This is a genomic window from Lentzea sp., assembly GCF_036380075.1.
GTDB lineage: Bacteria > Actinomycetota > Actinomycetes > Mycobacteriales > Pseudonocardiaceae > Lentzea.
Genome location: NZ_DASVFL010000267.1, coordinates 12,714 through 33,945 on the forward strand (window position 1 = coordinate 12,714; position 21,232 = coordinate 33,945).

Annotated in this window: 18 protein-coding genes; 14 read left to right on the forward strand and 4 right to left on the reverse strand. The window is 70.8% G+C overall.

Features of this window, described 5'->3' with window-relative positions; translation table 11 throughout:
- Positions 1-2: 2 nt before the first annotated feature.
- Positions 3-1,055 carry an AAA family ATPase gene (locus VF330_RS28890; RefSeq protein WP_414675474.1) on the reverse strand — a complete coding sequence of 351 codons (1,053 nt, stop codon included), beginning with the start codon at positions 1,053-1,055 and terminating at the stop codon, positions 3-5.
- Between the two features lie 405 nt (positions 1,056-1,460).
- On the opposite strand from VF330_RS28890, the gene mraZ reads away from it, so the two are divergent.
- The 5 genes from mraZ to VF330_RS28915 all read left to right on the forward strand — a co-directional run bounded on the left by mraZ (position 1,461) and on the right by VF330_RS28915 (position 6,935).
- Positions 1,461-1,892 (forward strand): division/cell wall cluster transcriptional repressor MraZ, encoded by a 432-nt coding sequence (gene mraZ / locus VF330_RS28895; RefSeq protein WP_053733094.1) that lies wholly within the window; start codon positions 1,461-1,463, stop codon positions 1,890-1,892.
- A gap of 167 nt (positions 1,893-2,059) precedes the next feature.
- Positions 2,060-3,013: a 16S rRNA (cytosine(1402)-N(4))-methyltransferase RsmH gene (gene rsmH, locus VF330_RS28900; protein ID WP_330854846.1), complete on the forward strand. Its 954-nt coding sequence runs from the start codon at positions 2,060-2,062 to the stop codon at positions 3,011-3,013.
- Positions 3,010-3,627, forward strand: a complete 618-nt coding sequence (locus VF330_RS28905; protein ID WP_330854847.1) for a hypothetical protein — start codon at positions 3,010-3,012, stop codon at positions 3,625-3,627. The genes rsmH and VF330_RS28905 overlap by 4 nt, the downstream gene beginning before the upstream one ends.
- Entirely contained in the window at positions 3,627-5,537 is a 1,911-nt protein-coding gene (locus tag VF330_RS28910) for a penicillin-binding protein 2 (protein WP_330854848.1), read from the forward strand. The genes VF330_RS28905 and VF330_RS28910 overlap by 1 nt, the downstream gene beginning before the upstream one ends.
- 243 nt (positions 5,538-5,780) lie before the next feature.
- Positions 5,781-6,935, forward strand: coding sequence for a putative glycoside hydrolase (locus VF330_RS28915; RefSeq protein WP_330854849.1), 1,155 nt, complete (start codon positions 5,781-5,783; stop codon positions 6,933-6,935).
- 9 nt (positions 6,936-6,944) lie between these two features.
- Here VF330_RS28915 and VF330_RS28920 read toward each other — a convergent pair whose 3' ends face one another.
- A complete protein-coding gene (locus tag VF330_RS28920; RefSeq protein WP_330854850.1) occupies positions 6,945-7,703 on the reverse strand; it encodes a universal stress protein in 759 nt (252 codons plus the stop codon).
- A gap of 277 nt (positions 7,704-7,980) precedes the next feature.
- Here VF330_RS28920 and VF330_RS28925 point away from each other — a divergent pair, with 277 nt between their 5' ends.
- The 8 genes from VF330_RS28925 (at position 7,981) to VF330_RS28960 (ending at position 18,215) form a co-directional block, all read left to right on the forward strand.
- Entirely contained in the window at positions 7,981-9,507 is a 1,527-nt protein-coding gene (locus VF330_RS28925; protein ID WP_330854851.1) for a UDP-N-acetylmuramoyl-L-alanyl-D-glutamate--2,6-diaminopimelate ligase, read from the forward strand.
- Positions 9,504-10,964: a UDP-N-acetylmuramoyl-tripeptide--D-alanyl-D-alanine ligase gene (locus VF330_RS28930; protein ID WP_330854852.1), complete on the forward strand. Its 1,461-nt coding sequence runs from the start codon at positions 9,504-9,506 to the stop codon at positions 10,962-10,964. Before VF330_RS28925 ends, VF330_RS28930 begins: the two co-directional genes overlap by 4 nt.
- Positions 10,961-12,046, forward strand: coding sequence for a phospho-N-acetylmuramoyl-pentapeptide-transferase (gene mraY, locus VF330_RS28935; protein WP_330854853.1), 1,086 nt, complete (start codon positions 10,961-10,963; stop codon positions 12,044-12,046). Before VF330_RS28930 ends, mraY begins: the two co-directional genes overlap by 4 nt.
- Before the next feature lie 3 nt (positions 12,047-12,049).
- Positions 12,050-13,417 (forward strand): UDP-N-acetylmuramoyl-L-alanine--D-glutamate ligase, encoded by a 1,368-nt coding sequence (gene murD / locus VF330_RS28940; RefSeq protein ID WP_330854854.1) that lies wholly within the window; start codon positions 12,050-12,052, stop codon positions 13,415-13,417.
- 72 nt (positions 13,418-13,489) lie between these two features.
- The gene (ftsW, locus tag VF330_RS28945) at positions 13,490-14,950 is read left to right on the forward strand and encodes a putative lipid II flippase FtsW (RefSeq protein ID WP_414675475.1); all 1,461 of its coding nucleotides are present in this window, start codon (positions 13,490-13,492) and stop codon (positions 14,948-14,950) included.
- Positions 14,951-15,028: 78 nt separating this feature from the next.
- Positions 15,029-16,096 (forward strand): undecaprenyldiphospho-muramoylpentapeptide beta-N-acetylglucosaminyltransferase, encoded by a 1,068-nt coding sequence (gene murG, locus VF330_RS28950; protein ID WP_414675476.1) that lies wholly within the window; start codon positions 15,029-15,031, stop codon positions 16,094-16,096.
- Positions 16,093-17,469, forward strand: a complete 1,377-nt coding sequence (gene murC / locus VF330_RS28955) for a UDP-N-acetylmuramate--L-alanine ligase (protein WP_330854856.1) — start codon at positions 16,093-16,095, stop codon at positions 17,467-17,469. The genes murG and murC overlap by 4 nt, the downstream gene beginning before the upstream one ends.
- Positions 17,466-18,215 (forward strand): cell division protein FtsQ/DivIB, encoded by a 750-nt coding sequence (locus VF330_RS28960; protein ID WP_330854857.1) that lies wholly within the window; start codon positions 17,466-17,468, stop codon positions 18,213-18,215. Before murC ends, VF330_RS28960 begins: the two co-directional genes overlap by 4 nt.
- A gap of 3 nt (positions 18,216-18,218) precedes the next feature.
- Here VF330_RS28960 and VF330_RS28965 read toward each other — a convergent pair whose 3' ends face one another.
- A complete protein-coding gene (locus VF330_RS28965) occupies positions 18,219-18,578 on the reverse strand; it encodes a hypothetical protein (RefSeq protein ID WP_330854858.1) in 360 nt (119 codons plus the stop codon).
- A gap of 238 nt (positions 18,579-18,816) precedes the next feature.
- A complete protein-coding gene (locus tag VF330_RS28970) occupies positions 18,817-18,942 on the reverse strand; it encodes a hypothetical protein (protein WP_330854859.1) in 126 nt (41 codons plus the stop codon).
- A 525-nt stretch (positions 18,943-19,467) separates the two neighbouring features.
- Between VF330_RS28970 and ftsZ the strand changes: the two genes are divergently transcribed.
- Entirely contained in the window at positions 19,468-20,757 is a 1,290-nt protein-coding gene (gene ftsZ, locus VF330_RS28975) for a cell division protein FtsZ (RefSeq protein WP_330854860.1), read from the forward strand.
- The last annotated feature ends 475 nt before the right edge of the window (positions 20,758-21,232 follow it).

The following is a 21,232-nucleotide window of genomic DNA, read 5'->3' on the forward strand; positions in this document are numbered from 1 at the left end:
CGTCAGCGAGGAGTCCCTGCGTTGTTGTTGTTCATGCTCCGGACGAACGCCGCGCTCGGGTCCAGTGCCGCCGTCGGCACCGGCACGCGCTGCAGCAGCGCCCTGACCAGCTCGGCGGGGGACCGGCGCGCGGCCTGCGCCTCCGCCGTCAGTACGAGCCGGTGGGCCAGCACCGGGATCGCGATCGAGTGGATGTCGTCCGGCACCACGAAGTCGCGGCCGGCGAGCGCGGCCTGCGCGCGGGCGGCGCGGACGAGGTGCAGGGTCGACCGCGGCGAGGCGCCCAGTCGCAGCTCCGGCAGCCGGCGCGTGGCCGACACCAGCTCGACGGCGTAGCGGCGCACCTCGGGGGAGAGGTGCACGCGGCGCACGGCCTCGATCAGCCGCAGGATCTGGGCGGCGTCCGACACGGGCCGCAGGTCGTCGAGCGGGTTGTGGCCCGCGTGCTCGTCGACCATCGCGAGCTCGGCCTGCGGGTCCGGGTAACCGACCGACACGCGCGCGGTGAAGCGGTCGCGCTGCGCCTCCGGGAGGGCGTAGGTGCCCTCCATCTCGATCGGGTTCTGCGTCGCGATCACCATGAACGGCGAGCCCAGCGGGTAGGTGTTCGCGTCGACCGTGACCTGGTGCTCCTCCATGCACTCCAGCAGCGCGGACTGCGTCTTGGGGGAGGCGCGGTTGATCTCGTCGCCGACGACGATGTTCGCGAAGATCGGGCCCGGCCGGAACTCGAAGTCGTTCTCCTGCCGGTTGTAGATCGACGAGCCGGTGATGTCGCTCGGCAGCAGGTCGGGCGTGAACTGCACCCGGCTCACCGTGCAGTCGATCGAGCGGGCGAGCGCTTTCGCCAGCGAGGTCTTGCCGACGCCCGGCACGTCCTCGACCAGAAGGTGCCCCTCGGCGAGCAGTGTCACGAGAGCGAGGCGGACCACGTCGGGTTTGCCGACGAGCACCCGCTCCACGTTGGCGGCGATCCGCTGGACGGCGCCGTGCAACTCTCCCAGGACCTGATCGACCGGCGCATGATTGTTCGCGCTTGGGCTTCCCGGTGTCACTAAACCTCCAGCAGCCGTGTCCGGAACACGGACGTGTGAGCGTTTCACGCAGTGTGTCAAACCACGGCTAAGTGCCCTACACCTGCGGGCTGCATCGGGTTCGCTCCACCAGTTTCCACCTTCCCCCACCAACCCGCCCCAACCCCATGTTTTGGCCGAAATTTCTAGGCCGTTCGAGTGGCAAATCAGGGTTGGAGGCTCACCCGCGAAGGTGGCACCTGATCGTTTCCCCCACCGTCCCCCCACGCCGCCCCACGGCTCCGACCTGGGAAAACAGGGTGCGACATGGTGCGCGGACACCTGTTTCAACGTTGACTGTGGTGAAAAGTGGGGTACTGTGGCGGCCGGTGGGGCAGACGGGGGCTCCACCGCCGGTCCGTCGCCCGGCGAGGGAGGTGGCTGCCGATGTTCCTCGGCACTCACTACCCGCGCCTGGACGACAAGGGCCGGCTGACACTGCCTGCGAAGTTCCGGGACGAACTGGCGGGAGGTCTCATGGTCACCAAGGGCCAGGACCACTGCCTGTACGTGTTCCCCCGGGCTGAGTTCGAGCAGATGGCGAGGAAGGTCGCCGAGGCGCCGTTCACCAACGACGCCGTACGCGCCTACCAGCGGTATCTGTTCGCAGGTACGGACGAGCAGCGTCCGGACGGTCAGGGCCGAGTCCTGATCGCACCGGAACTGCGGCGGTACGCCGGGCTGACCAAGGAGTGCGTGGTCGTCGGCGCGTTCACCAGGTTGGAGATCTGGGACGCGGCGGCCTGGCAGACCTATCTCGACGAGCACGAGGACGGCTACGCCACGGCTCGCGAGGAGGTCATACCGGGCGTCTTCTGATGGCGGTCAGCCGAGCAACAGGCCGGATGTTCCACACGCGATTCGGGTGCCGTGAGGCCTCGGTCCGCTCGACTATCGGCCCTGGCGCACCTTCCCCGGCGCCAGGTTCGACGGGCGGGCGGGGACCTGACGTCACCCGAACTCGCATCCAGGGGAGTAGAGGGACGATGGATCAGCCGCGGCACGTTCCGGTGCTGCTGGACCGCGTCCTGGAACTGCTCGCTCCGGCGCTGGAGGGCAGGCCCGCCGTCGTCGTCGACACGACGCTCGGCATGGGCGGCCACTCCGACGCGCTGTTGAGCGCCCACCCCGAGCTGACCCTCGTCGGGCTCGACCGCGACCCCCAGGCCATCGAGATGGCGGGCAAGCGCCTCGCGCACCACGGCGACCGGGTCAAGCTCGTCAACGTCACCTACGACCACATCGACGAGGCCGTCGCGGACCTCGGCTTCCGGCACGTCGACGGCGTGCTGATGGACCTGGGCGTGTCCTCGTTGCAGCTCGACGAGGAGGAACGCGGCTTCGCGTACTCGAAGGACGCCCCGCTCGACATGCGGATGTCCAAGGGCACCGGCATGACGGCGGCGGACGTGCTGAACACGTACGCGCACGGCGACCTGGCGCGGATCCTCTCGACCTACGGCGAGGAGCGGTTCGCGGGCAAGATCGCGTCCGCGGTGCTCAGGGAGCGCGAGAAGGAGCCGTTCACCAACTCCGGCCGGCTCGTCGAGCTGCTCTACGCCGTGGTGCCCGCGGCGTCGCGGCGCACCGGCGGGCACCCGGCCAAGCGCACGTTCCAGGCGTTGCGGATCGAGGTCAACGGCGAGCTGGAGTCGTTGCGGCTGGCCCTCCCGGCGGCGCTGGGCGTGCTGGGCGTGGGCGGGCGGATCGTCGTCGAGTCGTACCAGTCCCTCGAGGACAGGATGGTCAAGCAGGCGTTCGCGGAGCTGGCGAAGTCGAAGACGCCGCCGGGTCTGCCCGTCGAGCTCCCCGGCCACGGGCCGGAGCTCAGGTTGCTCACGAGGGGCGCGGAGCTCGCGTCCGAGCAGGAGATCGAGGACAACCCGCGTGCGGCGCCGGTGCGGCTGCGGGCGGCGGAACGGATCGGAGACCCGAGATGACGGCACCCGCACGGGTCGGTGGGTCGTCGCCCCGAGACCCCTCCAGGAAGAAGACAGAGGACCGCGACAAGGCGCGGCGCCGCAGCGCCGGTGCCGAACGCGCCTACGCGCGGCGGGCCCAGCGCGCCCAGAACCTGCGCGGAGGTGCCGCGGCACCACAGGCCAAGCAGGTGTCGAAGGCGCCGTTCGTCGTGCTCGTCATGCTCGTGCTCGGCGCGGGCATCGCCGGGATCATGTACTTCTCGACCCAGGCCGCCGCCGACACCTACCGCCTGCAGGAGGCGCGGTCGGAGGCGGAGAAGCTGACGTTGCAGATGGAGCAGCTGCGCCGCGAGGTGGCGCTGCTCGAGTCGCCGACCGACCTCGCGCGCCGGGCCACCGAGATGGGCCTGGTCGAGCCGTCGAACCCGGCGCGGCTGCGGCAGAACCCGGACGGGTCGGTCGAGGAGTTCGGCAAGCCGAGCGCGCCGACCAAGTCGACGCCCCCGCCCCCGCCGTCCTCCGAACCGCCCCCTCCACCGGCCGGCCAGACGCCCCCGGCGGGGCAGACGACGCCACCGGCCGGTGAGCAGCAGGGGCAGGCCCAGGGCCAGAACCCGCCGGCGGGTGGCTGATGCCCGGTCCGCAGCAGAAGGGGCCGCGCCGCCCGTTGTCGGTGCGCGGCCCCCGCCCGGCCGCCCGGTCGGGCGGCAACAACAAGGTGCGCCTGGCCGTCGGCCGCGTCCTGCTGATCGGCGCGCTGCTGATCGCGGGCGTGAAGCTCGTGCAGGTGCAGGGCATCCAGGCCGGTGAGCTCGCGCAGCAGGCGGAGGCGCAGCGGATCACCAACCAGAACATCCCCGCCGAGCGCGGCTCGATCCTCGACCGCAACGGCAACCAGCTCGCGTTCTCGATCGAGGTGCGCGCGCTCTACATCCTCCCGCAGCGCGCCAGGAAGTCCTGGGACGAGGCGCGCGCGAAGGACCCCGAGCAGTACCCGCTGTCCTACGAGGACCACTCGCGCGAGGTCGCCAAGTTCATCTCGTCGACCCTCGGCCCGGAGGTCAACGGCGAGAAGACCGACGAGGAGTCGGTCTTCAAGCAGCTCGTGAAGGACATCAGCTACGAGGTCCTGGTCAGCGAGGCCGAGCCGGCCAAGGCCGCGAAGATCGTCGGCAAGTACCCGGCCGAGATCGGCTCCGAGTACCGCTCGAAGCGCATCTACCCGAACGGCGAGCTGGCGTCGAACATCATCGGCGCCGCCAACTGGCGCCAGGACGAGAAGCCGCCGACGACCCAGGGCATCCTCGGCCTGGAGAGCGCGCAGGACAACCTGCTGGCCGGTCGGATGGGCCGCCGCGTGGTCGACACGATGTCCGGCGACGACACCGTCGTCATCCCGAACACCGAGCGCGAGCTCGTGAAGCCGCAGCCGGGCAAGAGCCTGGAGCTGACGATCGACATCGACACGCAGTACGCCGTCCAGCGCATGGTCAGCGACTACGTGAAGAAGTCGGGCGCCAAGAACGGCTCCGCGGTCGTGCTCGACAGCCGCACCGGCGAGATCGTCGCGATGGCCAACGACAAGACCTACGACCCGACCGACTTCGGCAAGGCGAACGAGGACCAGCTGCGCAACGGCGCGGTCTCGTCGAGCTTCGAGCCCGGTTCGGTGAACAAGATCGTCACGGCCGCCGCGGCCGTCGAGTACGGCCTGTTCAAGCCGGACGACGTGCTCCAGGTGCCGGGGTCGCTGAAGGTCGCCGACCGGGTCATCCGGGACGCGTGGACGCACGGCACCGTGCCCATGTCGTTCACCGGCGTGTTCGCGAAGTCGTCCAACGTCGGCACGCTCATGGCCGCGCAGGAGGTCGGCAAGGAGCGCTACGCCGAGATGCTGCAGAAGTTCGGCCTCGGCAAGCGCACCCAGTCGGGCGTGCCGGCCGAGGAGGCCGGTGTCGTGCCGCCGCTCAACCAGTGGTCCGGCTCGACGTTCGGCAACCTGCCGATCGGCCAGGGCCTCTCGATGACGCTGCTCCAGATGACCGGCATGTACCAGGCCATCGCCAACGACGGCGTGCGCGTCCCGCCGAGGCTGGTCCGCGCCGAGATCGGCGAGGAGGGCGCGCGCTCGGAGAAGCAGCGGCCCGAGGGTGTGCGCGTGGTGTCGGCGGAGACCGCGAAGACCGTGCGCAACATGTTCCGCTCGGTCACGCAGTCGGACCCGCGGGACGCGAACCAGAACGGCACGGGCAAGGCGGCGGCGCTGCCGGGCTTCCAGATCGCCGGCAAGACCGGCACGGCGCAGCAGATCGACCCGACCTGCAAGTGCTACTCGCAGTCGCAGTACTGGATCACGTTCGCCGGCATCCTGCCCGCGGACAACCCGCGCTACGTCGTCGGCATCATGCTCGACGCCCCGAACGGCACCCAGTTCAGCTCGTCGGCCGCGCCGCTGTTCCACGACATCGCGACGTTCCTGACGCAGCGGTTCCAGGTGCCGATGTCGGTGGAGCAGACGCCGTTCGTGCAGCTGCAGCTGTAGGGCCGAGGCGCCGCGCGGGGTGGTCCCGTGTGGCGCCTCGCACTCGTTCAGCGCCTTTCTGAGCTGAATCTCAAGGCCAGCTCAAGATCGAATTGTTTTTTCGGGCCGTTGTGCGCCTGAAAGTCAAGGTTGACTCAAGACGCGTCATGAGGTTCTTCGCGTTGCGTTCTCCATTTCGAAGCCCGAAGTGGTCGCAGCGGAAGGATCAAAATGTTTCTTCGAGTTGTCCTGATCTTGGCGGCAATGATGTCGGTCGCATTTCCTTCCGCAGCGCAGGCGGCGGTTCCGCAGCGCTCGACGCAGTCCTTCTGGCTGCACTGGAACAGCACTCCCGTGACGGACGCGATGATCGCGACGGAGGCTTCGCGCCGGTCGTACATCGTGCTCAACGCCTGGGAGACCGCACTCGCGACCAAGTTCAGGGCGGCGAACCCGAAGATTCAGATCTTCGTCTACAAGGATCTCTCCTCGACGCGCGACTACGCGTGCACGAAGGGAATCGACGACATCTACCTGCCCACCGGAATCGGTTACTGCGCGGCCGACCCGAGGTGGTTCCTCGTCGATCGAAACGGCAAGCGCTTCGAATACGAGGGTTATGCGGGTCACTGGCAGATGGACGTGGGCAACGTCGCGTACCAGAACGCCTGGGCGGACAAGGTGATCGCGTCGAGCAAGGCTTTCGACGGTGTTTTCATGGACAACGCCCTCTTCGCGTGCGACACCTACCACCCCGGTGTGTGCCCGGCCGCCTACCCGACTGACGCCTCCATGCGGAAGGCCTACCTGTCGATGCTGGCCAACACCCGTGCGAAGTTCGTCGCCGCCGGCCTCAAGACCGTCGCCAACCTGTCGAACGCCCGCCTGTACGACGGCGTGTGGGACTCGTACGTCAACTACCTCGACGGCGGCTTCGACGAGTGGTGGCTGACGTTCGGCGACCAGGACATGCTGTCGGAGTACCCGCAGGGCTGGAGCCGTCAGGTCGCCGAGATCAGCGCCAACGAGGCCAAGGGCAAGATGACCTGGGTCCAGCCGCACCACAGCGGCGCCGAGCAGCCGTTCCGCTACGCCTTCGCGAGCTACCTGCTGGCCAAGGGCGACCGCGCCGCCATCACCGAGATCCAGGAGACCGACCGCTACGACGGCGCCTCGCCCTGGCACGCCGAGTACGACTGGAACCTGGGCGCGCCCGCCGGCAAGGCCTACTCCGTCGCCACGAACGTGATGAGGCGCGACTTCGCCTGCGGCACCGTGGTCGTCAACGCGAACCGGACCGGCAGCTCCCCCGTGGTGGTCCCGCTCGGCACGACGACCTACACCACCGAGAAGGGCGTCAAGGTCCGCTCGGTGTCCTTGGCGGGCACGACCGGATCGGTGCTGCGCAAGCCCTGCTAGAAGCCCCTGTCAGAAGCCCTGGGTCCCGGCCCGGTCGTGGTGCGTCGGCTCCTGCCGAGCCACCACGACCGGGCACGACGCGTGGTGGAGCGCGGCCCGCGTGACCAGCCCGACCCCGTCGTGCTGCCCGCCCCGCCCGACGACGACCAGGTCCGAGTCCAGCGCCGCCAGCGCCTCGGCCGGGTGCCGCGACTCGACCGCGACGTCCGGCGTCAGTTCGGGAGCGGTGGTGCGCAGGAACAGCACGGCGCGGCGGACCGCGGCCTCGTCCCTGGGCACCGCTTCGCCGTGCTGGACCGGCGGGTGCACGTGCAGCAGGCGCAACGACGCCCGGCGGGTGCGGCACAGCTCGACGGCGCGCCGCAGCACCACCGGGTCCTCGCAGCCGCCGACGGCCGCGGTGACCACGCCGTACTCGCCGCGGATGGCCTGCGGACGTCCGCGCACCACGACGACTCCGCACCGGGCGCGGCGCAGCACCGGGAGGACGAGGGAGCCCAGTCCCAGGCCGCGGTGCTGCTCTCCCCGGCACCCGAGCACCAGGGTCGCGCTGGAGTCCGACGCCCTGACCAGCGCCGCCACCGGGTCGTCCCCGGTCGGGCGGAAGTGGGCCGTGAGCATCGGCAGCCGGTCCAGGACCCGCTGGACCGTCGTGTCGCCGGGGTCCGCCAGGAACACCTGGAGGTCCGTCCGCAGCGACCACGCGTGCCGCGCCGCCCATTCGAACGCGTGGTAGGCCGACTCCGACGTGTCGACACCGACCGTCACGGAACGACTGAAACCAGGTGCCCAGAAGGAGAACCTCCTGGGGTCCACCGCCGTGGTTGTCCTCATAACCGCCTCCTGCCGCCCGTCCACCTCACCGCGCGTCCTCCGGCGCTCACAGGGCCGGAAGTCACCAACGCGGCAGGAACCTCTGCGGCCGGACGGGCTCGCTGGAAAAGAGCAGCGGCGGCACCCACTCGAACGGGCTATCACGGCTGATCATCACCCGAACGCCAACGCGCCGCCCGGCCGCCGCCGGCCCGCCGGTAGCCTCTTGCCCGTGCCTGCCAAGCTCGAGGGCAAGGTCGCGACCGCCCCGCCCCGCCCCCACGCCCTCCGCCCTGTCTCCGTGGCCGCTCTCGCCGCGGTCGCCGACGTGCACCTGACCAGGCCAGCGCATGCCGACGTCCAGGTGACGGGGGTGACGCTGCGTGCACAGCACGTGGTCCCCGGTGACCTGTACGCCGCGCTGCCCGGTGCCCGCGCGCACGGTGCCGACTTCGCCGGGACGGCCCTCGCCAACGGTGCCGTGGCCGTGCTGACCGACGAGGCCGGAGCGGCACGGGAGGCGCTCAAGGACGTGCCCGTGCTGATCCACCCGCGCCCGCGCGAGGTCGTGGGACTGCTCGCCGCGCACGTCTACGGCCGGCCGTCGACCAAGATCCGGCTGTGGGGCGTCACCGGCACGTCCGGCAAGACCACCACCACGTACATGATCGAGTCCGTGCTGCGCGCCGCCGGCAGGAGCACCGGCCTGATCGGCACGGTCGGCACGCGCATCGGCGACGAGCAGCTGGAGAGCTCGCACACCACGCCCGAGGCGCCCGACCTGCAGGCGCTCTTCGCGGTGATGGCCGAGCGCGGCGTCACCGACGTGGCGATGGAGGTGTCGAGCCACGCGCTGGAGCTGGGTCGCGTCGCCGCCACCGAGTTCGAGATCGGCGCGTTCACGAACCTCAGCCAGGACCACCTCGACTTCCACGCCTCCATGGAGGAGTACTTCGAGGTCAAGGCGCAGCTGTTCGACGGCCGCGCCCGCAGGGAGGTCGTCTGCGTCGACGGCGAGTGGGGTCCGCGGCTCGTCAAGGACGCCACGACCACCGTCTCCACGACCGGGCCCGCCGACTGGACCGCCGGCGAGGTCGAGGTGAGCGCGACCGGTGAGCAGACCTTCACCGCGCACGGCCCCGGCACCGACTTCGAGGTCCACCTGCCGCTCGCGGGCAGCTTCAACGTCGCCAACGCGCTGCTGGCCATCGCCTGCCTGCACGCGGAGGGCATCGGCCAGGAGGCCATCGCCGAGGGGCTGCGGACCGTGCAGGTTCCGGGCCGCATGCAGCGCGTCGACGAGGGCCAGGACTTCACCGCCGTCGTCGACTACTCGCACAAGCCCGCTGCCGTCGCGCTGGCGCTCGACGCCGTGCGCGCCAAGACCGACGGCCGCGTGGTCGTCGTGCTCGGCTGCGGCGGCGACCGCGACCGCGCCAAGCGCCCGCTGATGGGCGAGGCCGCGGCGGAGCGGTCCGACGTGTTGATCATCACCGATGACAACCCGAGGAGCGAGGACGCGTCCTCCATTCGGGCCGCCATGCTCGAAGGGGCCCTCGCCGCCGCGAACCGGGGCGAGGTGCTCGAGATCGGCGACCGGAGGCTCGCGATCGACAAGGCCGTCGAGCTCGCACGTCCGGGTGATGTCGTCGTCGTGGCGGGCAAGGGACACGAGACGGGACAGGAGATCGCCGGCGTGGTCCACCCGTTCTCCGACGTGGAGACGCTGACCGCCGCGATCAGGAAGGCTCACCGTTGATCGCACTCACGCTCGCCGAGATCGCGGAGGTCGTCGGCGGCCGGTTGCACGCAACCGACGGCTCGCCGGTGGTGACGGGCACCATCGAGTTCGACACCCGCAAGGTCACCGACGGCGGCCTCTTCCTCGCGCTGCCCGGTGAGCGCGTGGACGGCCACGACTTCGCCGCCCAGGCCGTCGCGTCCGGCGCGGCCGGGGTGCTCGCGGGCCGCGAGGTCGACGCCCCCGCGGTCATCGCGCCGCCGGTGCAGACCCGGCACGAGGGCACATATGTGCTCGCCGGTGACAAGTTCGGCGAGGGCGCCGCGGTGCTCGAGGCGCTGGCCAAGCTCGCCCGGTACGTCACGGACCGGCTCGCGGGCCTCACCACCATCGGCATCACCGGCTCGGCCGGCAAGACGTCCACGAAGGACCTGATCGCCCAGGTGCTCCGGCCGGTCGGCGAGGTCGTCGCGCCGCCGGAGTCGTTCAACAACGAGCTCGGCCACCCGTGGACCGCGCTGCGCTCGACCGAGGACACCCGGTTCCTCGTGCTGGAGCTGTCCGCCCGCGGCATCGGCCACATCGCGCACCTCTGCGAGATCGCCCCGCCGAAGTTCGGCGCCGTCCTCAACGTCGGCACCGCGCACCTCGGCGAGTTCGGCTCCCGCGAGGGCATCGCGCAGGGCAAGGGCGAGCTGGTCGAGTCGCTGCCGGAGGACGGCGTCGCCATCCTCAACGCCGACGACCCGCTGGTCGCGGGCATGGCGAGCCGCACGAAGGCCAAGGTCGTGCTCGTCGGCGAGAACCCGGGTGCCGACGTCCGCGCCGTCGACATCGAGCTCGACGACCAGGCCCGTGCCAGCTTCACGCTCAAGACCGCGCGCGGCGAGGCACGGGTGCGGCTCGCGCTCAACGGCTCGCACCACGTGGGCAACGCGCTGGTCGCCGCCGCCATCGCCCTCGAGCTGGGCGCCACGCCCGACGAGGTCGCGCAGCGGCTCGGCAGCGCGCAACGGGTGTCCGCGCACCGCATGGTCATCACCGACCGGGCGGACGGCGTGACGGTGGTCGACGACGCCTACAACGCGAACCCCGACTCGGTGCGGGCGGCGTTGAAGGCGCTGGCGACGATCGCGCGGTCCACCACGCCCGCCCGCCGCAGCTGGGCCGTCCTCGGCCCGATGGCGGAGATGGGCGACGACGCGGTCCGCGAGCACGACGAGATCGGCCGCCTGGTGGTGCGCCTGGACATCAGCAAGCTGGTCGTCGTCGGTGACGCGGCCCGCGCGATGCACCAGGGCGCGCACCTGGAAGGATCTTGGGGAGACGAGTCGGTCCTGGTGCCGGACGCGGCCGCGGCGACGGAGCTGCTGCTGGGGGAAGTCCGGCCAGGTGACGTCGTGCTGGTCAAGGCATCCAACGCCTACCGCCTGTGGCGCATCGCCGAGGCCCTGCTGGAGGCAGGAACCAAGTGAAGAGCATCCTGATCGCGGCAGCGATCGCACTAGCGGTGTCGATCCTGCTGACGCCCTACCTGATCAAGATCTTCTCCCGGCAGGGTTTCGGCCAGGAGATCCGCGAGGACGGCCCGCAGCACCACAAGACCAAGCGCGGCACGCCGACCATGGGTGGCCTCGCCATCCTGGTCGCGATGTGGGCCGGCTACCTCGGCACGCACCTGGTGAACTCGATGTCGGCCTCGGCCTCCGGGCAGACCCCGACGGCGTCCGGGCTGCTCGTGCTGATGCTGACGACGTCGCTGGGCCTGGTCGGCTTCCTCGACGACTTCATCAAGATCCGCAAGGCCCGCAACCTCGGCCTGAACAAGACCGCGAAGCTCGTGGGCCAGTTCATCGCGACGATCACGTTCGCGATCCTCGTGCTCCAGTTCCCGAACAAGGACGGCCTGACGCCCGCGTCGGTCAACCTGTCGTTCGTGCGCGACATCAGCGTCGTCTCGTTCGGCGTGGTCGGGTTCGTCGTCTTCTGCTACGGCATGGTCGCCGCCTGGTCGAACGCCGTGAACCTCACCGACGGCCTCGACGGCCTCGCCGGCGGTTCGTCGGCGATGGTGTTCGGCACGTACGTGGTCATCTCGTTCTGGCAGTTCCGCTACAACTGCTCCAGCTTCGCCGTCGCGGGCTGCTACGACGTGCGCGACCCGCTGGACCTCGCGGTGATCGCCGCGGCCGCGATGGCGGGCTGCATCGGCTTCCTCTGGTGGAACGCCGCTCCCGCCAAGATCTTCATGGGTGACACCGGGTCGCTCGCGCTCGGCGGTCTCGTCGCCGGTCTCGCGATCGCCACCCGCACCGAGCTGCTGATGATCGTCATCGGTGGTCTGTTCGTGGTCGAGGCCCTGTCGGTGGCGTTGCAGGTCGCGGTCTTCCGCACCTCACGACGGCGCCTGTTCCGCATGGCGCCGTTCCACCACCACTTCGAGCTCGCGGGCTGGGCGGAGACCACGGTCATCATCCGGTTCTGGTTGATGGCCGGCATCTGCTGCATGTTCGGGCTCGGTGTCTTCTACAGCGAGTGGCTGACGGGTGGGTTCTAGGGCATGACGAAGCTGGCCGGAACGAAGGTGCTGGTCGCCGGTGCCGGAGTGACCGGCCGGTCCGCCGCCGAGGCGTTGCTCGCCGCGGGGGCGGAGGTGGTGGTGACGGACTCGTCGCCGGAACGGCTGGTGGCACTGGAGGCGTTGCTGGACGGCGTCGAGCTCGTACCGGGCTTGACGGAACCGCCGGCCGGCACGTCTCTGGTGGTCACGAGTCCCGGCTGGCAGCCGTCCAGCCCGCTGCTCGCCGCCGCGTCGTCCGCGGGCATCGAGGTGATCGGCGAGGTCGAGCTGGCCTGGCGGATGGCGTCGGAGCTGGCCGACCCGCCGGTGTGGCTCGCGGTCACGGGCACGAACGGCAAGACCACGACGGTCGGCATGCTGGAGTCGATCCTGCACGCGGCCGGCGCGGACGCCGTGGCCTGCGGGAACGTCGGCCTGCCGGTCGTGGACGCGCTGCTGGCGGGCCGCAGGGTGCTCGCCGTGGAGCTGTCGAGCTTCCAGCTGCACTGGGCGCCGTCGGTGCGTCCGCAGGCGGGCGCGCTGCTCAACCTCGCCGAGGACCACCTCGACTGGCACGGCGGCATGGACGCCTACGCGCAGGCCAAGGCGCGGGTCCTCACGGGTGAGGTGGCGATCGGCTGGCTCGACGACGACCTGGTCGCCGACCTGCTGGAGGCCTCGCCCGCGCGGGACCAGGTCGGGTTCACGCTGCAGGAGCCGCAGGACGGCCAGCTCGGCGTGCGCGACGGCTGGCTCGTCGACCGGGCGTTCGCCGACGACGAGCCGTTGGTCGAGATCTCGAAGATCCGTCCCGCCGGTCCTCCCGGCATCGCGGACGCACTGGCCGCCACGGCTCTGGCACGTGCCTACGGCGTGCCGTCGGAAGCCGTGCGCGAGGGCTTGGAGGCGTTCGAGCCGGCAGCGCACCGCGCCGTGCTCGTCACCGTGGACTCGGACGGTGTCCGGTACGTCAACGACTCGAAGGCGACGAACCCGCACGCCGCGGTGGCGTCGCTGCGCGCGTACGACAGTGTCGTGTGGATCGCGGGCGGACTGCTCAAGGGCGCGTCCGTCGAGGACATGGTGCGCACCGAGGCCCACCGGCTGCGCGGTGCCGTGCTGATCGGCGCCGACCGCGCGGTGATCGCCGAGGCCCTGGCGAAGCACGCGCCGGACGTGCCGGTGCGCGTTCTCGACGTGCCCGGTGACGCCGAGCCGATGCGGGCCGTGGTCCAGGCCGCGCGGGAGCTCGCGCAGCCGGGGGACACGGTGCTGCTCGCGCCCGCCGCCGCGTCGATGGACATGTTCACCGACTACGCCCACCGCGGGCAGGCCTTCGCGGACGCCGTCACGACGCTGACGGGGTGATCGGTAGGGTTCGCGGCGCGACACGCCCCAGGAATCCCCGTTCGAGCGCTTGACACAGGAGACGATGATCTGGTGACCGTCGTCGCCGACAAGCCCAGGAGCAAGCGGAAGGTTCGTCCAGCGGGTCGCGTCGCGTCGTTGCGCAGCGGCATGACCTCGTGGCTGGGCCGGCCGCTCGCCGACTTCCACCTGCTGCTCGCGATCTTCGGCATGCTCACCGTGCTCGGCCTGGTGATGGTGCTGTCCGCGTCGGCGCCGGGACAGGTCGCGTCGGGCGTGTCCGCGTACAGCGTGTTCCAGCGCCAGCTGATCTACGTCTGCATCGGCGCGGTGCTGTTCTGGATCATGCTGCGGTTCCCGCTGCGCAAGCTCCGGCACGCCTCGACGGCCGCGATGGGCATCGGCGTGGTGCTGCTGATGCTCGTGCTGACGCCCCTCGGCGACGTCCGCGGCGGCGCGCGGTCGTGGTTCACGCTCGGGCCCGTCTCGTTCCAGCCGATCGAGGCCGTGAAGCTCGCGCTGGCGTTGTGGGGCGCGCACGTCCTGGTCACCAAGCGCGCGTTGCTGTCGCAGTACCGGCACCTGCTGGTGCCGGTCGTGCCGGTCGCGATGCTGGTGTTCGCGCTGGTCATGCTGCAGCCCGACCTCGGCGGCACGATCACGCTCGGCGTGGTGCTGATCAGCCTGCTGTGGTTCGTGGGCGCTCCGATGCGGTTGTTCGGCGTGATCGCCGGTGGCGCGGTGGCCGGCGCCGTCGTGCTCGCGATCGGCGCCGCGTACCGGCTCAAGCGCGTGACGTCGTTCCTCGACCCGGACGCCGACCCGCTGGGCGCGGGCATGCAGGCCCGGCAGGCGATGTTCGCGCTCGCCGAGGGCGGCTGGTTCGGCAAGGGCCTGGCGCGGGGCAGCTCGCAGTGGCGGTACCTGCCCAACGTCGAGTCGGACTTCATCTTCGCGGTCATCGGCGAGGAGCTCGGGTTCATCGGGTGCGCGCTGGTGCTGGTGCTGTTCGGCGGCCTGGCGTGGGTGGGCCTGCGGGTGGCCGCCCGCAACACCGACCCGTGGATCCGGATCGTGTCCGCGACGCTGACGGTGTGGCTGGTCGCGCAGGCCGCGATCAACATCGGCTACGTCGTGCGGCTGCTGCCCGTCACGGGCATCACGCTGCCGATGATCTCCTCGGGCGGCACGTCGATCGTCACGACGATGGTGGTGTTCGGCATCCTCGCGAACTGCGCCCGGCACGAGCCCGACGCCGTGTCGGCGCTGCGGTCGCTCGGTCCCGGCCGGGTCGGCGGGCTGCTCAAGCTGCCCGCGCCCGAGGCCTACCGGCCGCCGCCCAAGCGCAAGCCGGTCCGCCCGACATCGCCCCCTCGCGCACCGGGGCGGCGCACGCAGCAACTTCCCGTGGTCGACGAACGTCGTATGGCAGGGCGGTCCGCACCGCCCTCGGAGTACCGTCGCCGCGAAACGCGCCGGGTGAACCAGAACCGTTCCGAACCCGGCCGGTCGACCCGCGGTCGCGGGCGATGACAACCGATGCGAAATTCCTGAGCCAATAACCGGAGGCAAGTCTTGACCGGGCACCCTGCCCCCAGTGGTCCGTGCGTCGTGGTCGCAGGTGGTGGCACCGCCGGCCACATCGAGCCGGCACTGGCGCTGGCCGACGCGGTCATGCGGCTGCGACCGGACGCGCGCGTCGTCGCGCTCGGCACCGAGCGCGGCCTGGAGAACAAGATCGTTCCGGCTCGCGGCTACCCGCTGGAGCTGATCCCGCCGGTGCCGATGCCGCGCAAGCCCACGCTCGACCTGCTGAAGCTGCCGCTGAACGTGCGCGGTGCCGTGAAGCAGACGCGTGAGGTGCTGGAGCGCGTCGGCGCGGACGTCGTCGTCGGCTTCGGCGGCTACGTGGCGCTGCCGGCGTACCTGGCCGCACGCGGCCGCGTGCCGATCGTGGTGCACGAGGCGAACGCGAAGGCCGGTCTCGCGAACAAGGTCGGCGCGAAGTTCGCCGAGCACGTCGCGGCGGCCGTGCCGGACTCCGGCCTCACCGACGCGCAGATCATCGGCATCCCGCTGCGCCAGTCGATCACGACGCTGAACCGCGCCGCGCTGCGCGACGAGGCGCGCCGGTTCTTCGGCCTCGACCCGCACGCCCCGACGCTGCTGGTGTTCGGCGGTTCGCAGGGCGCGCGGTCGATCAACGAGGCCGTGGCGCCCGTCGCGGCGGAGTTCGCCCGTGCCGGCGTCGGTGTGCTGCACGCGTACGGCCCGAAGAACACCGTTGCGGTGCAACAGGTTCCTGGCCGGCCGCCGTACGTGCCGGTGCCGTACCTGGAGCGCATGGACCTGGCGTACGCCGCCGCGGACGCGGTGCTGTGCCGTTCGGGCGCGATGACCGTCGCCGAGGTGTCGGCCGTCGGCCTGCCCGCGGTGTTCGTGCCGCTGCCCATCGGCAACGGCGAGCAGGCGCTCAACGCCGGTCCGGTCGTCTCGGCCGGTGGCGGCCTGCTGGTGCCGGACGAGGAGCTGACGCAGGAGTTGGTCGCGTCGCTCGTCGTGCCGCTGGTCGCGGACCGCACCCGGCTGGCGCAGATGTCCGCCGCGACGCTCGGCACCGGCCGTCGCGAGGCGGACGAGATCCTGGCCCGCACAGTCCTGGATGTGATCAAGAAGTGAGTCTCGAACGCGTTCACCTCGTCGGCATCGGCGGTGCCGGCATGAGCGGCATCGCCCGGATCCTGCTGGCGCGCGGCGTGCAGGTGTCCGGTTCGGACGCCAAGGACTCGCGGACCGTGCTGGCGCTGCGGGCCCAGGGCGCGCGGGTCGCCGTCGGGCACGACGCGGCGAACCTCGACCAGCTCGTCGGCGGCCCGACCGAGGTCGTGGTGTCGACCGCGATCAAGGACACGAACCCGGAGTACGCGGCGGCGCGCGAGCGCGGCATCACGGTGCTGCGTCGCGCCGAGGCGCTGGCCGCGCTCATGGACGACCACCGCGTCGTGTGTGTCGCGGGAACGCACGGCAAGACGTCGACCACGTCGATGCTGACTGTCGCGTTGCAGCACTGCCGTGTCGACCCGTCGTTCGCGATCGGTGGTGACCTGAACGAGTCCGGCGCCAACGCCCACCAGGGCACCGGTGGCGTGTTCGTGGCGGAGGCGGACGAGTCCGACGGCTCGTTCCTGTTCTTCTCGCCGTCGGTCGCCGTCGTGACGAACGTCGAGGCGGACCACCTGGACCACCACGGGACCGTCGAGGCCTACACGGCCGTGTTCGACTCGTTCCTGGACCGGATCGTGCCCGGCGGCGTGCTCGTGTCGTGCACGGACGACCCCGGTGCCGCGCGGCTGATCGCCGAGGCCCGTGCGCGCGGGATCCGCGTGCGCGAGTACGGCCGCACTGCGTCCGACGCGCGCCTGGTCGACTACAAGCCGTTGGAGTCCGGTGGCTTGGCGTCGGTCGAGATCGACGGTGCCGCCGTCGAGGTGCGCGTGGCCGTGCCTGGTGAGCACATGGCGTTGAACGCGATCGCCGCTCTGCTGGCCGGCTTGGAGCTGGGCGCCGACCAGGCGGGCATGCTCGAGGGCCTGGCCGCGTTCGGCGGCGTGCGGCGCCGGTTCGAGTTCAAGGGCCGTGCCGCCGGCGTGTCGGTCTACGACGACTACGCGCACCACCCGACCGAGGTCGACGCACAGCTGCGCGCCGCCCGTCCGGTCGCGGGCGCGGGTCGCGTCGTGGTCGTGTTCCAGCCGCACCTGTACTCACGCACCCGTACGTTCGCCACGGAGTTCGCCGCCGCGTTGTCGCTGGCGGACGAGGTGGTCGTGCTGGACGTGTACGGCGCGCGCGAGGAGCCGGAGCCGGGCGTGACCGGCGGCCTGATCGCCGAGCAGGTCACGGCGTCGGTGCACTACGAGCCGTCGTTCGACCGCGTGCCGGCCCTGGTGGCGGGCCTGGTCCGCGAGGGCGACCTGGTCGTCACGATGGGCGCGGGCGACGTGACGATGCTCGGCCCCGAGATCGTCAGCGCGCTGACGAGCGAAGCATGAGCGCCCCGGTTCGCGGCAGGTCCACGCGAGCGCGCTCCGCGAACCGGAGACCGAAGAGCGCGGAGTACCGGGCGCGGCGGAGGGTCATCCTGCGCCGCCGCCTGGTCGCCGTCCTGACCCTGCTGTCCGTGGTGGGCCTGACCTACTGCGTGTTCTTCACGCCGTTGCTGGGCGTCGGCCAGGTGGACGTCCGCGGTTCCGTGGCCCTCACGGAGGACGAGATCCGTTCGGCGGCGGCCATCGCCCCCGGCTCCCCGCTGGTGCGCCTGGACCTGCAGGGCATCCACGACCGCGTGGCGGCCCTGCCCCGCGTGTCCGCCGTGGAGGTGGAACGCCAGCTGCCGGGCACGGTCCGCCTGCTGGTCACCGAACGGGTCCCCGTCGGCTCCGTGAAGCTGCCCGACGGCTTCCACCTGGTCGACTCGACCGGCAAGGACTACGCGGTCCTGCCCACCCCGGCGCCCGGCGTGCCGGAGCTGGTGCTGGCGGCGCCGTCGTCCGCGGACCCGGCCACCCAGGCCGTGGTGGGCGTGGTGAACCAGCTGCCGGAGAAGCTGCGCCCCGAGGTGGTGTCGGTGGCGGCGACCTCCGGTGCCGACGTGTTGGTGACGCTGACCGGTGACCGCGTGGTCAGGTGGGGCAGCTCGGAGAACACGCCGCGCAAGGCGGCGGTGCTGCTCGTGCTGCTGACCCGGGAGGGGACGACGTACGACGTGTCGTCGCCGGACCTGGCGACGGTGTCCTAGGCGTCAGCCGAGAGTCAGGTGGAAGCCCTCGGACATGGCTTCCGCCTGCGTCTTCCAGATGACGCCGCGGTTCGAGTTGCCGGTGCTGGCGCCGTAGAGCCGCTCGCCGGTGGGGATGTCCCGCACCGTGAAGGTGAAGTGGCAGCTGACGTCTTCCCGCTTGAGCGTGGACACGCCCAGCACCTTGTTGTCCTGGTTGACGATCTCGACCTGGGCGCCGTCGCGCATGTCGCTGTAACCGCCCGACCCGCAGTTGCCGGAGACGGTCATGCTGCCGTCGATCGCGAACGTGTCGGGCGTGCTCCACTCGACCGAGGCGCGGCCCAGCCCGAAGCCGATGCCGCCGGTGGCGAGCACGAGCACGGCGAGGACGACGACCAGGAGCCCGCGTGTCCGCGGGCGGGATGGCGCAGGTTCGTGCGCCGGTTCTTGGACTTGTACCAACGGTTGTTGCGGTGGGGGAATGTCCACGGGGTCCTTACCGGTCGAGCGTCAGCGCCGCGGTGCAGGCGGGCGTGACGGGGTCGGGAACCGGCGCGGGCGCCGGTGCGAGGAGCGGGGAGTCGGCTGGGAGCACATGGTGGTTCCTCCTGGGGCCCCGTCAGCCGTTCGGCCTCAGCCGCGCCATCGCGGCTCGCACGAGCAGGCTGCCGAGCCTGCTGGTCACGAGCTCCAAGACGATCGCTTCGACGACGAGCGAACGCACGGACGCGGGTGCGGGTGCCAAGACGGGCCTCCTGGTTGATGAACGACTGCCGTGTTCATCGGGCTGCGCCGCGGGGCATTAGCCGCCTTGATCGTTGTCACCCGAAGGAAGTACTCAAGCCCGGTCTCCGACGACGGAACAGTCCACAAAGGATGATCGAGAACTCGGTGTGCGCGGGGGCTCGGTGCGCCGGGGTGGCCGGGGCCGGGGTGCCGGGTGGTGGCGGGGCAGGTCCGGGGGCCGAAAATGTGTGGTCGTGACGAAGGTGCGGGGGAGACGATCTCCGCAATCGGGGTCCGACTAGGCTGGTGGTGCGACGTGCTCGACGCCGCGCGCACTGCTTGACGGCACGACCGGGGAGTAGTAGCGCACAGTGTTGGGACCCTACGGCGTGGCTGCTGGACCGACGCACCGCCGGTGCTTACCGTCCAGCAGGAACATACGGGGTTGACATAACTCTGGACCTCGAGCCGAGGTCGAGAGTCTCAATCCGGGTGCATCACACCCAGCACCACAGCGCGGACCACGATCAGGAAGGCGGATCCGATGACGCCCCCGCACAACTACCTCGCGGTGATCAAGGTCGTCGGCATCGGTGGTGGCGGCGTCAACGCCGTCAACCGCATGATCGAGGTCGGGCTCAAGGGTGTCGAGTTCATCGCGGTGAACACCGACGCGCAGGCCCTGCTGATGTCTGATGCCGACGTCAAGCTCGACATCGGCCGCGAGCTCACGCGCGGCCTCGGCGCCGGTGCGAACCCGGAGGTCGGGCACAAGGCTGCCGAGGACCACCGGGAGGAGATCGAGGAGGTCCTCAAGGGGGCCGACATGGTCTTCGTGACGGCCGGTGAAGGTGGCGGCACGGGCACCGGCGGCGCGCCGGTGGTCGCTTCCATCGCCCGCAAGCTCGGCGCACTGACCATCGGCGTCGTGACGCGCCCGTTCTCGTTCGAGGGCAAACGCCGCGCCAAGCAGGCCGAGGACGGCATCCAGGCGCTGCGCAACGAGTGCGACACGCTCATCGTCATCCCGAACGACCGGCTCCTGCAGCTGGGCGACATCGGTGTCAGCCTCATGGACGCCTTCCGCTCCGCGGACGAGGTGCTGCTGTCCGGTGTCCAGGGCATCACCGACCTGATCACGACCCCCGGTCTGATCAACCTGGACTTCGCCGACGTCAAGTCGGTCATGTCCGGCGCGGGCTCGGCGTTGATGGGCATCGGCTCGGCCCGCGGTGAGGGACGCGCGGTCCAGGCGGCTCAGAAGGCCATCAACTCGCCGCTGCTCGAAGCGTCGATGGAGGGCGCGCACGGCGTGCTGCTGTCGATCGCGGGTGGCTCCGACCTCGGGCTCTTCGAGATCAACGAGTCCGCTTCGCTGGTCCAGGAAGCGGCGCACCCCGACGCGAACATCATCTTCGGTACGGTCATCGACGACTCCCTCGGCGACGAGGTCCGGGTCACGGTGATCGCCGCCGGGTTCGACAGCGGGGGACCCACGCACAAGAAGCTGGAGCCGACGGCGTTGTCGTCGCCTCCGCGCAGTGCCGGCCCGATCGCCGCCGCCACGGCCGCGCCGGCTCCTCAGCCGGTTCCGCAGCCCGTCGTCCAGGCGCCGCCGGTCGTCCAGGCTCCGCCGCCTCCTCCCGTGCCTCAGCCCGAGGTTCGGCAGGCTCCGCCCACCGCTGTTCCGCCTCAGCCTTCTCCGGTTCAGGGGAACGGGTTCTCGTCCGTGCCTCGGTCGTTGTCGCAGAACGGGTCTTTGCCGTCTCGGCCGGTGCCGGTTACGGATGACCCGGATGACGAGGTTGATGTTCCGCCGTTCATGCGGCGGTGAGCTCTGGGTCGCCTCGGTGGGGTTTTCCTCGGGGTGACGATCTTGTCGGACCCCCTGAGTAAAGTCGGGTTGATCAGGGGGTCCACTTTTTGGGGGGACGCCTGCGGCAGCTTGCTTGCTGCTTCGGTCGTTCCCCTTGTTTTGTTGGTGGGTTGCGGGTTTGTGGGTCGCGGTCTTGTGGGGTGGTCACCTTGCTGGGTGGTCGCCTTGCTGGGTGGTCGCCTTGCGGGCGGCGACCTTGCGGGTAGTCACCTTGCGGGCGGCCAGCTTGCGTTGCGTGCTTCCCCTCAGGGGCTCTGCCCCCGAACCCCCGGCACTCCCAAAGGAGCCCCTCCAGCGCCGTTCGTGGGTGGATGGCACGCCTGTTGCGTTGGGCGGCTTGCTGTTGCGTTGGTGGTTGCGAGATTGCGTGGGGTGGTCCCGTCACGAGCAGTGCTCGAGGCAGCCACACCCAGGGGGATAGGTCAAGCCGACG